The organism is Brachyspira hampsonii (assembly GCF_002214805.1).
GTDB lineage: Bacteria > Spirochaetota > Brachyspiria > Brachyspirales > Brachyspiraceae > Brachyspira > Brachyspira hampsonii.
This window is the reverse complement of the sequence record NZ_CP019914.1, coordinates 595,989-607,676: the sequence shown is the minus strand read 5'-3', so window position 1 is coordinate 607,676 and position 11,688 is coordinate 595,989. Positions and strand designations below refer to the sequence as shown.

Annotated in this window: 11 protein-coding genes and 2 tRNA genes; 11 read left to right on the top strand and 2 right to left on the bottom strand. The window is 29.0% G+C overall.

The genetic code is table 11. The features are described 5' to 3' along the window. Positions 1–58 precede the first annotated feature (58 nt). Together BHAMNSH16_RS02430 and BHAMNSH16_RS02425 are read right to left on the bottom strand one after the other, a co-directional pair. Positions 59–874: a metal ABC transporter permease gene (locus BHAMNSH16_RS02430; protein ID WP_008730789.1), complete on the bottom strand. Its 816-nt coding sequence runs from the start codon at positions 872–874 to the stop codon at positions 59–61. Positions 875–907: 33 nt separating this feature from the next. Beyond that, on the bottom strand, positions 908–1,960 hold the full coding sequence (locus BHAMNSH16_RS02425; RefSeq protein WP_008730790.1) for a DegT/DnrJ/EryC1/StrS family aminotransferase: 1,053 nt from the start codon (positions 1,958–1,960) through the stop codon (positions 908–910). A 161-nt stretch (positions 1,961–2,121) separates the two neighbouring features. On the opposite strand from BHAMNSH16_RS02425, the gene BHAMNSH16_RS02420 reads away from it, so the two are divergent. The 11 genes from BHAMNSH16_RS02420 to BHAMNSH16_RS02370 all read left to right on the top strand — a co-directional run bounded on the left by BHAMNSH16_RS02420 (position 2,122) and on the right by BHAMNSH16_RS02370 (position 11,650). Next, on the top strand, positions 2,122–3,465 hold the full coding sequence (locus tag BHAMNSH16_RS02420) for a hypothetical protein (RefSeq protein ID WP_069731710.1): 1,344 nt from the start codon (positions 2,122–2,124) through the stop codon (positions 3,463–3,465). 78 nt (positions 3,466–3,543) lie between these two features. After that, a complete protein-coding gene (locus BHAMNSH16_RS02415) occupies positions 3,544–4,503 on the top strand; it encodes an ABC transporter substrate-binding protein (protein ID WP_008728529.1) in 960 nt (319 codons plus the stop codon). 66 nt (positions 4,504–4,569) lie between these two features. After that, entirely contained in the window at positions 4,570–5,319 is a 750-nt protein-coding gene (truA, locus tag BHAMNSH16_RS02410) for a tRNA pseudouridine(38-40) synthase TruA (protein ID WP_008728530.1), read from the top strand. A gap of 83 nt (positions 5,320–5,402) precedes the next feature. Continuing rightward, positions 5,403–5,485: transfer RNA gene (locus BHAMNSH16_RS02405), tRNA-Ser, on the top strand. A gap of 26 nt (positions 5,486–5,511) precedes the next feature. Beyond that, a tRNA-Arg gene (locus BHAMNSH16_RS02400) sits at positions 5,512–5,584 on the top strand. 38 nt (positions 5,585–5,622) lie between these two features. Beyond that, positions 5,623–6,174 carry a KdsC family phosphatase gene (locus BHAMNSH16_RS02395; protein WP_039954406.1) on the top strand — a complete coding sequence of 184 codons (552 nt, stop codon included), beginning with the start codon at positions 5,623–5,625 and terminating at the stop codon, positions 6,172–6,174. Further along, positions 6,152–6,712 carry an LPS export ABC transporter periplasmic protein LptC gene (gene lptC / locus BHAMNSH16_RS02390; protein ID WP_008728534.1) on the top strand — a complete coding sequence of 187 codons (561 nt, stop codon included), beginning with the start codon at positions 6,152–6,154 and terminating at the stop codon, positions 6,710–6,712. Before BHAMNSH16_RS02395 ends, lptC begins: the two co-directional genes overlap by 23 nt. After that, on the top strand, positions 6,696–8,036 hold the full coding sequence (locus tag BHAMNSH16_RS02385; RefSeq protein ID WP_008728535.1) for an LptA/OstA family protein: 1,341 nt from the start codon (positions 6,696–6,698) through the stop codon (positions 8,034–8,036). The genes lptC and BHAMNSH16_RS02385 overlap by 17 nt, the downstream gene beginning before the upstream one ends. Next, positions 8,020–8,988 (top strand): hypothetical protein, encoded by a 969-nt coding sequence (locus tag BHAMNSH16_RS02380; RefSeq protein WP_008728536.1) that lies wholly within the window; start codon positions 8,020–8,022, stop codon positions 8,986–8,988. Before BHAMNSH16_RS02385 ends, BHAMNSH16_RS02380 begins: the two co-directional genes overlap by 17 nt. A 251-nt stretch (positions 8,989–9,239) precedes the next feature. Further along, positions 9,240–10,049, top strand: coding sequence for a hypothetical protein (locus BHAMNSH16_RS02375; RefSeq protein WP_008728537.1), 810 nt, complete (start codon positions 9,240–9,242; stop codon positions 10,047–10,049). Between the two features lie 20 nt (positions 10,050–10,069). Continuing rightward, entirely contained in the window at positions 10,070–11,650 is a 1,581-nt protein-coding gene (locus tag BHAMNSH16_RS02370; RefSeq protein WP_008728539.1) for a hypothetical protein, read from the top strand. The last annotated feature ends 38 nt before the right edge of the window (positions 11,651–11,688 follow it).

The following is an 11,688-nucleotide window of genomic DNA, read 5'->3' as shown; positions in this document are numbered from 1 at the left end:
GATATTATATTATCAAATTAGATTATAAATTTATAGGGCGGGAATATGTAAGTTAGTTTTATGCTTCATTATGTTTTGATGATAAAGCAGATTTTAATAATATTATAATTATAAAAGTTGTTATGCTTATTAGAACTATAGTTGCACCGGGTTTAAGACCTTGATAATACGAAATGAATATTCCTAATATTGTGAATAGTAAATTAAAGAGTACAGCAAAAATAATAGTTTTTTTGTAACTATTAGCCACCTGCATAGAACATGCAACAGGTACTACCATCATTGATGATACTATTAAAGCACCCACTGCTCTTGCTGATATTGATACAGTAACAGCAGTTAATATTGTGAAAATGAAATTAATTCTATTTACAGGCACGCCGGAAAGTTTTGCTAATCTTTCATTGAAAGTTATATAAAAAATTTCTTTGTATAGGAAGATGAAAATTAGTATTGATATGAAACTTATTAATATTACTAATTTCAATTCAAAGTCGCTTATAGCAACAATACTTCCGAATAAGAAACTGTTAAAGTTTGAATTGTTCGCTACAAATCCGGAAAGAAGCCCGGCAACTCCTATAGACAAAGACATTATAATTGATATAGACATTTCTCCATATTTAGCTATTTTTTTTCTTATAAACTCTATTGATAATGCAGATAGTATACAGAATATTATGGAGGCTACTATTGGGTTTATGTTAAAAACTAAACCGAATGTAACACCGGCAAGTGAAGTATGTGATATAGCATCTCCTATCATAGAAAGTCTTTTTAATACAACAATCACCCCTATGCAAGGTATTATAACAGCAAGCATAATACCAACTAAGAAAGCTTTACGCATAAAATCATATTCAAATATTTCCATAGGATTTTCCCATATAATTAAGTAAAAAGTATATTATCTTATTTGCTTTATAAGTTTGCAAATTAGTTCTGCTTCATTTTTCTGCAAAGTAGGGTATATAGGCAATGATATACTTTTTAAATATGCATTTTCAGTATTAGGGTAATTTTCATTAGGCAAATTAAGATACTGATGCAAAGGTTTAAATATAGGTCTTGCCGCTTCTACATTATGCCTTTCAAACATCTTTATAGCATCATATATATTCATACTGCCATTGAGCATGCAAACATATCTGTAGTATGAAGGACTTTCACTGTCATGAGTAGATAATTTCATCAAATTGCTTTCAAGTATAGCATTATCATAAAATGAAGCTATATCAGCTCTTACTTCAACCATTCTTTCAAGATGTTTAAGCTCTTCTATACCTATTGATGCTTGAAGGTCAGTTGCACAGTAATTGAATCTTTTAATAAATTTTTCTTTTTTATCATAATGAATTATATCCCTTATAGCATCCATTCCTTTTTTCTTTGTGAGTATCATACCTCCGGCACCTCCAGAAGTAATCATTCTAGTAGCAGAAAGAGAGAAGTAAGCAAAATCTCCGAAACTTCCAAGTAAAGTATCTCTGTATCTGCCTCCCAAACTATGAGATGCATCCTCTATAACAGGAACTTTAATATCAGCAAGCTCATCTATTAAAGCACAATTTCCAAACATATGAGAAACTATAATTGCTTTAGTTTTTTCATTGATAGCCTCTATAACATTGTCCATAGATATTTGAAAGCTGTCTTCATCTATATCTATAAGTACGGGCGTAGCTTTTAAATTTGTAACGACTTGAAGGGGTGATGCGTTAAGGAAAGAAGACATTATAACCTCATCTCCTTCTCCTATATTAAGATGCCTTAATATAAGCTCTAAGGCAGCAGTTCCGCTATTAACAAATATGGCTGTAAAACCTTTTCCGAAATAATTTGCAAAAGATCTTTCAAATTCTTGTATAACATCACCTGTAGCAAGATTATCGCTAATCATTACTTTTAAAGCAGATTCTAAATCTTTTTTTCTTATAGTAGGTCTGGAATGTCTAATCAATTTTCTGTTCCTTATATAAAGTTAAAATATTATAGATGATGATATCATAAAATATATTATTTTCAATATTATGATAAATGCTGAATGTTTGATTTTTTATTGTATTTTTATTTTATTTTTAGTATAATTCTTTAGAGTGAATTATAAGGATTATAAAAAATATGAATAATTTAAAAAATAATATAAAAATTATATTTTTATTTTTAATTATTTTTTCATTTATACTTAACATAATATTATCTTTTCGCATAATTCCAATAAGAAGTACTTATGATGATTTTCAGCATTTTTATGATATGTATAGATGGTATGAAAAAGGTGAATTTCCTGTAACAAGTACTAGATTTGAATTATCTGATACTTATAAAGAGGAATTTACAACTCCAAGGGTACCCGGAGGAGCTTATTATATATTCTATACTTTATTCTATAGACTTTCAAATGAAAACTTATATACTGCCAAAATTATCAATTATTTTTTTAGTCTTTTAATAATATCATTGTTTATATTTTGGATTTATAAAAGATTAGGACTTTTTGTTTGTTCATTAATGTCTCCGCTTATTCTGCTTAATGGTTATTTAGTAAAAGCTATGACTAATTTTTGGAATCCCAATATATCATTAATATTCAGCTTTATATTTTTTATTCTTCTTTATGAATATATTTATTCATGTGAAAATTCTAATAAAAAAGCTATTATCTCATCTATATTTATTTTCCCTACATTGGCCATTGTTGCTCAAGGACATTTTGCTTCATTTTTTTCTGTAATTCCTACTATGATATTTTATTTGATATTAACTTACAAAAATACTATTAAATATTTAAAATATTGGATTTTAGGAGTTTTTTTATCGTTTTTGGAATATCTGCCTTACTTGATTTCAGAGTTTAATAATGGTTTTCATAATATAAAATTAATGCTTTCAAAAGGTTCTAATGCTGACGGAATTACGATTGCTAAAATACAAGCATTATTTTTCTTTCCTACAAATGAAATGTCATCTCATTATTTACGAGGTTTTAGAAATATTATTGAGTTTTGGACTTTATCACCTTCTTACATATACGGATTAATATTTTTAGTTTTTAGTCTTTCATTTTCTATTTGCTGTTTAATAAATATGTTTTATTTTGTATTTAATTTTAAGTACAAATCTCATGATACAATAGAAATGTCTCTTTTAGAATTATCAAAATTTTTTATTTTATCAGTATTTATTACTCTTTTATGTTTTTTGATTTTCAGATTTGGGGAGGGATATTTCCATTATTTATATGGGCTTTTTTCGGTATCTTATGCACCTATTATTTTATTTTTATTTCAAAAAGAAAATTTTATTCTAAATAATAAAAAAATATTTTTGGGTTTATATGTTTTTTTAGTATTAAATGCAATAGCCATGTTTGGAAGTATTGAAAGATATGTAGTAAAATTTGAAAAAATGTCATCGTATCGTAATAATAATACTATAATAGAATTTTTAGAAAATAATAAATAGTAATTTTATTGACTTTATTACATCGGTATTATATACTACTAATAATAGTAATTATTTAAATTTTAAGGAGATATAATAATGAAAAAGTTATTTATTGCTTTATCAATTTCAATATTATTAATTGCATCATGTTCCAAAACAAATGATGCAAACACCTCATCAAATAATGAATCTAAAAAAATAGGAATACTTCAGCTTGTAGAACATACAGCATTAGATCAGGCTAATAAAGGTTTTGTAGACGGCTTAAAAGAAGCTGGTTATGAGGATGGAAAGAATATTATAATAGATTATCAAAACGCTCAGGGAGAGCAGGCAAACTGCATTACAATATCGCAGAAATTTATTAATGATAGGGTAGATTTAATATTGGCAATAGCAACACCGGCAGCACAGGCAGTTGCTAATTTAACTAAAGATATACCTATATTAATTACAGCAGTAACAGACCCAGCCGATTCAAAATTAGTTGCTGATAATAATGCTCCGGGCGGAAATGTTACAGGTACTTCAGATTTAACACCTGTAAAAGAACAAATGGATTTATTAAAAAAATTAGTACCTTCAGCACAAAAAATAGCATTTTTATATAATTCAAGCGAACAAAACTCTAAATTTCAAGTTGATATTGCAAAAGAAAAAGCAGATGAATTAGGCTTATCCTATGTAGATGCTACAATCACAAATCCTAATGATATACAGCAGGTAGTTCAAAGTTTGGTTGGCAAAGTAGATGCTATATATGTACCTACAGATAATATGGTTTCTGCAGGAATGGCTAATGTTGTTTCTATCACAGAACCTGCCAAAATACCTGTTATATGCGGAGAGGCTGGAATGCTCAATGCGGGCGGACTTGCTACTTATGGTATAGATTATTATGAATTAGGAAAATTGACAGCTAATCAGGCAGTAAAAATATTAAAAGGAGAATCTCAACCTGCTAATATGCCTATAGAATATATACAAAACCCTGTATTAGAAGTTAATACTAATGCAGCTCAGAAATTGGGTGTTACAATACCTGCAGATTTATAATAAATATAATTTATGACTATACAAAAGCCTGTATAAATATTATATAGGCTTTTATTTTTTTGTTTTATGAATAATATAAAGATAACGATACAATATGACGGCACAGACTTTTACGGCTGGCAGATACAGCCTAATTTGAGAACGGTACAGGGAGAAATATATAAAGCGGTACAGAAAGTATACGGCGAGAAGATTACTATATACGGCTGCGGCAGAACAGATGCAGGAGTGCATGCTTTAGGTCAGGTAGCTAATTTTAGAGTTCCTAAAATGCTTGTTCCTATTAATAAGGTGCATATAGCTTTGAATTCATATTTAGATAGAGATTTAAGAATAATAAAAGCTGAAGAAATGCCTGATAATTTTAATGCAAGGGCTTCAGCTATATTTAGAGAATATTTATATATAGTTCATAACAGCAGCACTTCTTTTCCATTTTATGAGAGATATGCTTGGTTTTACAGAAAAAATATTATAGATGAAAAATTAATCAATGAATATGCAAAATATTTAATAGGAGAGCATAATTTTACATCATTTTGTTCTACAGAAGATGAAAATGATTCTAAATTTAGGTATTTAGAGAGAGTTAAAGCCATAAGGAAAGGGGATACTATATATTTTATTATTAGGGGCAATGCTTTCTTACATAATATGGTAAGAATTATAGTTGGTACTTTGGTAGAGGGTCAGAAGAAGAAAAAACCTGTTAATTTCATAGAAGATATATTAAAAAGAGAGGACAGAGCATCTGCTTTTGTAACAGCTCCGGCACATGGACTTTATTTTAGAAGAGCATTTTTTAAAGGCGAATAATTTTAATAAAAAAACTAAATAATAAAAACAAAAAAAACTTGAAATAAATTTTATATATGTTATAATGGCATTCATATTTGTTTGGAGAGTTCGTTCAATTGGTAGAGCAGCGGTCTTGAAAACCGCCGGGCTAACACCCATGTGGGTTCGAGTCCCACACTCTCCGATTACTTAATAGCTTCTTAAATATAAGGGGCTTTAGCTCATCAGGATAGAGCACTGGTTTCCTAAACCGGGTGGGCAGGTTCGAGTCCTGTAAGCCCCAAAATGTTTTATCCTAATATCTTAATAAAAGTTTCTAAAATGAATATCAGAGATTATATTTCATACCTGCTTAATAAGAGTAAGTTAAAAAAAGTTAAGCTATTAATATCCGATATAGACGGAGTTATGACTGACGGAAGATTAATATTCGATGATAATGGGGTTGAAAGTAAATTTTTTAATACTCAAGATGGTATGGGAGTAGTTTTAGCATTAAAGGCAGGAATAAAAATTGCTGTTATATCAGGCAGTAATTCTAAGGCTATAAAAACAAGATTTGATAAATTTAGAAGGCATGGTTTTGAGGATTTAATTCTTGGCGAAGAAAATAAAATGCCTATTGTTTTAACTTTAATAGAAAAATATGGTTTAAAAAAAGAAGAGATAGCTTATATCGGAGATGATTTAATAGATTTAAGTGTTATGAAATATGTAGGAATCTCTTTTTCTCCTAAAGATGCACATCATGAGGCTTTAAAAGCTGCTGATATTGTAATTCATAAAATGGGAGGATATGGTGCGGTTAGGGTAGTAATAGATATGCTGCTTAAATCCAAAGGTATTTACGATGAAATTATTAGTAAAATTTAGTATAATACTTCTATTATGTGTTTCCTGCACTAATTTTAATGATCTTGGAAAGGAATTTACTCAAACTGAGAATTTTGTACCGCCTCCTGATATGGAATTTTATGGTTTTAGACGAGAAAGTTATGATACGAATTTTAAACAGTTGGATTCCTTTGCAACTAATGCCAAATTCTATAATAAAAAGAAATTGGTTGAACTTTATGACAGCAGAACATATACTTATGATTCTAATAATACAATAGCAGCCAGTGTTTCCGGAGAGTTTATAACTGTAAATCAGGAGACATTATTTACTCAAATATATACAAATGTTATCGTTAAATCATCAAACAATACTATACTTTACACAGAATATCTTCAATGGGATAATGAAAAACAGCAATTTAAAAGCCCAGTTCCAATTCGTGTAGAGCAGGAAGACGGCAGCTGGCTTACAGGAAGCAGTATGGAAGGTGATATGGGACTAGAACATATTACAGTATATAATGAAACTGATGAAGGCGATGCTATAGGAGTTCCGCTTGCTGAAGATCAATAAATTTTTTGTATTAATTATATTGTTTATATTAGCATTGTCTTTGCTTGCTCAATCTAGAAGAAGTGCTGATAAATTTACATATAATAATAAAACAAAAGTTTTTCAATATACAGGTAATTCCAAAATGGAAGATTCATCTGCTGTAATTACAAGCTATGTTATGACATTTTATCAGGAAACAGAGCTTGCTACATTCAGCGGAGGCGTACGACTTCTAAGTAAAACTAATGGTTCTACTATATCAGGCGGCTATGCTAGTTATAATGGAAAAACTAGATATGCCTATGTTAAAAATAAACCTGTTTTAAGATCTCCTACAAATAATATGACTATAAAAAGTTCATTTATGGAACGAGATTTTAATACGCCTTTAGCCAAGGCAATTAGTAATGTTCATTTAACTCATATTGATAAAGAAAGTAAAAGAAAAACAGATGGTTATGCGGATAATTTAGTATATGATATGGATTCTGAAATAGCAGTTCTCACAGGAAATCCTAGACTTTATCAAGGTGCTGACAGATTAGAAGGTGAAATATTAGAGTATAATGCTAAAAATGCTACTGCTAATGTTATGGGAAGAGGTAAGATATATGTACTTCAGACTAATAATTATGTAAATTCTTCTGAAACAAACAAAAAAAACAGCAATGTAAGTAATTATAATATTGTAGTGGCAGACAGATTGTTTTTGAATGAATACGGTGGAAAAGACAATAATACAAGAACTTTGTATGCTTATGGAAATGTTACAGCCTATTTTTATGAAGAAAATATGATACTTAAAGGCGGATATATAGAATATGAGATAGATAATGAACATATTTATATGTATCAGGATCCTTCTGTTAGAATACCAGACAGAGGAATTATCGCTTTTGGAGAATGGATAGAATATAAAAAAGATGAAAAATTTAAAGATGTTATATTTCATAATGATGTTGTTATGATAGATTATGATGAGAGTATATCATTAGAAGGTGATTTACTGCATCTTGACCCGGATACTAAAGTTGCCACAGTAAGCGGAAGTCCTAAAGCTTATGTAGAGGACAGAAGTATTAAAATTACATCTGTAACTATGCAGATGTTTAATGATGAAGAAAAACTTAGGGCTAATGGAAATGTACATGTAGAAGGTAAGGATATGAATTCTCAAAGTGCTTGGGCTACTTATTTTGATAATGAAAAATATTTGAGGCTTTGGGGTGAAAGTCCATATTTGAAACAGAAAGAAAGTGTTGTAAGAGCTAGGGAAATAAAATATTATATAGATACTGAAAAAGTTGAAGCTATGGGTGTAAGCGGTGAAATACCTGAGTAATACAGTATTTTTATTTTTGCTATTCTTTTTATCATGTCAAAAAAGTAATGAACCTCTTAATAAAAATAAAGTATATGATGTTAACATAACTTATATAGAAGATAATAGTATTCTAGGTTTCGCTCCTGGAGATTTTCTTGATATTTTTGATGATGATTTATCAGATCTTACTTATAAAATATTGGGCTATAAAATAAAATATAATCTGATAAATGGTATAAGTTATGATAAATTTTACAGAGACAACAGAAAAATAATGATAGAAAATTCTGATATATTTAAAAGATATTTTATAGATGTAAAAAATATAGATTCTGCTCAATTAGAAAAAGATATACTATATTCCCTTTCAAATGAAACTAGCGTAAATATAAGAAATTTATTCGGATATGAATACGGAACTCCCTTAAGATTAATAGCAAAGAATATAGCTCCATCTTATCAGCAAAGTATACTTAATATTTGGAATAGCCATGTAAATGGAAGAAATGAGCTTTTAGATTCCAAAAGATTATTTATTTATACATCTTTGTATTGGAGAATAGCTGCCAATGAGTTTACAGACAGCTCTATAGTAATAGTAAATATTCCATTAACTTCAAATTACAGAGGAATGAGTGCTAAATCTATTGCAGACGGAGGATTTGTAGATAGAATAATTTGTGAAAATAATAATATAAAGCCATGCAAATCAATTTCTATAATTAGCACCTATCAATTTTTTAATTCCGGCTTGGATAATGAAACATTAAAAAATATATTTTCTTATTATATCATTCAATCTATTGCTGTTATGTTTGCCAAATATGATATACATTCAGATGAAAAACATTCAATAATGGCTGAAGTTAATAGATTTGATTATGTTAATTGGTACAGCAATATAATAAACTTTAAATTAAATCAGCCTTATAAAACTATTAAATATTATAAAGACACTCTTAAAAATTAGATATAGTATGAATTAACTATGTAAAAATCAACATAATATAAAAAATGTCTATAAAAAATAATACAAAAATTATTAAATGTCTAAATATTATGTATTATATGTAGTATGTTGTATGTAGTTTATAAACATAATAGTAAAATTATAGTAAATTTATAAAAAATACTATTTACTTAAAATTAAAAGGTAGTACAATTTGCATATAAACATTTTTATTATTATGTCGATTTTATTAGTGGGAGAAAATTTTTATTATGAAAAAGATATTTATTAACATTTTATTATTAGCAGGATTTTCGGCGGCTTACGGTTTTGATGAAGGTTTTATCTGGGCATTAAAGGCAAATTTTAATGGTACAGCTACAATGCCTTCTATTAGTCAGGACGATTTGGACAAAATAGGTGCTGCTTATATGAAAGGTTCTGTAGGCTACACTATGGACGGAGAGGCTGAGCTTGGTTATCTATTCGGATCTGAAAGATGGTTTGGCGGATTGGATCCTGCTAAATTCAGCGGTATGAGCGTATTTGGTTCTTTAGGTGTAGGAAGCGGATTTGCCGGTCAGATTGCTGGTAATACTGTAGGCGGAGTAACAGCAAATGCTTATATCAATGTAAGTTATGCCCCTGTAATAAGTTTTGGAGTTGGTACTAAAGCATATTTTTTAAACAGCAGATTAGCTTTAGGACTTCATATAGGAGGAAAATTGATAGCAGATACATCTCCTGAATATTTAGCTTATTTTGACCAAGAGATGCCGGGTTTTCCTGAAATAGGAGAGATAATAGTAACTGACTTTATGATAAAAAATATGAATCCAGTAATGTTTAGCATTAAGTTTATGATAGAATATAATCAGCCTGTAAATGACAGAGTTGAAGTTATATTAGGTGCATATACAAGATTCAATGTATATTCTCCAAAATATATAACAATGCCTGATTCTTTATTTAAACTTATGCAGACAGCTGCTCCTAACTTTACTATGGAGACACCATTAAAATCTTATTATATAAACTCATTAGATTTTGGTCTTACTTTAGGATTAGCTTTTAAAGGATAATTAGCAATTAGAGGCACTATATGAAAAAAAGTTACTTATTGTTTTTAATAATATCTATGTTTATGATGTCTTGCGGAGGGCATTTCTTTAACCCTAGGTATTATTATAATAGGAGCGAATCTAGTGCTTCTTTAGGAGATGAAGATTCATCAGGAGTGGTTGATATTGGAGGAAGTGAAGAAGCAGAAATACCTGAAGGTCCTTGGAATAATCAAGATTATGTATTTGATGGTTCAATAATAAGAGATTATGCATTTGGTGTTAGTTTTGATGTTAATAATGTACCTGCTTATAAGTTTTTTAAAAGTTCCACAGCATGGGCCTTACAAGATAGTTTAAAAAATGGATATTACTATAATGGTGTAAATGATGGTAATAAGGCACAATCTTATGATATAGATCCTGCTAATTTCTACAGATACGATGGAAAAAATCCTTTAGTATCTCCTACTTCTAAATATAATTCATTTGAAATAATGGAAAGGTTTTCTTTCTATAGATTACAGGGAGAGGCTGTTATAGTTCCGCTTAATAATTATTTAATAGCAGTTGATACATATTCTAAATTTGTTTTTGCTTATGGTAAAATAACTAAAACTGAAAAAGCTCCTATTGTTGGAACTCCTTATCCTGTTGAGTTTCAAGCTGTAGAGTTATATGGTGAAAAAAGAAATTTCTGGGAATATGACCCTATAGGTATAATGGTTTATGAGAATGGGGAATTAAAATTAGAGCTATATGAAGAATATAAAAAAGAAATGGCTCAAGATGCTAATAATTTCTTTCCTAAAATTCATGATCCTGATAGATCAATGGCTAGCAGAAATTCACCAGGAGTTTCTCCATATTTCAATAAGGATAAAGTAATAGTTACTAAACCGGAAATAAAAATTTCTATGACAGAGCTTTATTTCAAAAATATTGATAGTAAAACAGTGAAGAGATATACTGTAGGTAATATTAGCGATTTCTTAGGAGGAGTATGGGATAAAGGTGATGCTAGGGAAGTAATGGATTATGGATTTTTCGGTTATGATGTAAAAATGAAAGTTTCAGCTGAAGATATAATAGTGTCAGAATATAAATCTGTTGCTAGTAAGGACTCTGGTACAGGAATTGGTGCTTATTTAAGAAGATATGAAGTTGGAGTAGGTTCTGAAGTTGCACTAGAGTTTAATACTGATAAAGATCAAACAGTAGAAACTGAATCTAAAGATATTAATATTGATTTGTCATTTAATCTTACTAAATATGATGAAGGTTATGGAGATTATAATGATCTTTATTGGCCTTATAAATATTCAGAAAATGATAATTTATATTTGACTATTAAGTTTAATAAAGAAACTAAAAATGTAGAATTGATAGGTTCTGCTGATAGCAATAGAATTGTGTCTAAAGAAGTTAAATATAATGCACAGGGAGAAATAGAAGTTACTATTGTTATTGATGGACAGGATGGAGATCATATTGTAATAGAGGACAAAGAGAATACATGGGGAGCTTGGTATGGTGTAGGAGCTTGCGGAGAAGGTGTTACAGGATATAATGATAAAGTACAGTTCAGATGTAAAATAAAAGTAGAGGATATTGAAAAATAATTAAATAATAAAATTAGCGTAGGAAATAAAAAATTCTC

Bases quoted from the DNA above. Each gene is read 5' to 3' on its own strand.
- truA (WP_008728530.1), top strand. From the start codon at position 4,570: ATGAATAATATAAAGATAACGATACAATATGACGGCACAGACTTTTAC.
- BHAMNSH16_RS02375 (WP_008728537.1), top strand. From the start codon at position 9,240: ATGAAAAAGATATTTATTAACATTTTATTATTAGCAGGATTTTCGGCG.
- BHAMNSH16_RS02370 (WP_008728539.1), top strand. From the start codon at position 10,070: ATGAAAAAAAGTTACTTATTGTTTTTAATAATATCTATGTTTATGATG.
- BHAMNSH16_RS02395 (WP_039954406.1), top strand. From the start codon at position 5,623: ATGAATATCAGAGATTATATTTCATACCTGCTTAATAAGAGTAAGTTA.
- BHAMNSH16_RS02430 (WP_008730789.1), bottom strand. From the start codon at position 874: ATGGAAATATTTGAATATGATTTTATGCGTAAAGCTTTCTTAGTTGGT.
- BHAMNSH16_RS02420 (WP_069731710.1), top strand. From the start codon at position 2,122: ATGAATAATTTAAAAAATAATATAAAAATTATATTTTTATTTTTAATT.
- BHAMNSH16_RS02415 (WP_008728529.1), top strand. From the start codon at position 3,544: ATGAAAAAGTTATTTATTGCTTTATCAATTTCAATATTATTAATTGCA.
- lptC (WP_008728534.1), top strand. From the start codon at position 6,152: ATGAAATTATTAGTAAAATTTAGTATAATACTTCTATTATGTGTTTCC.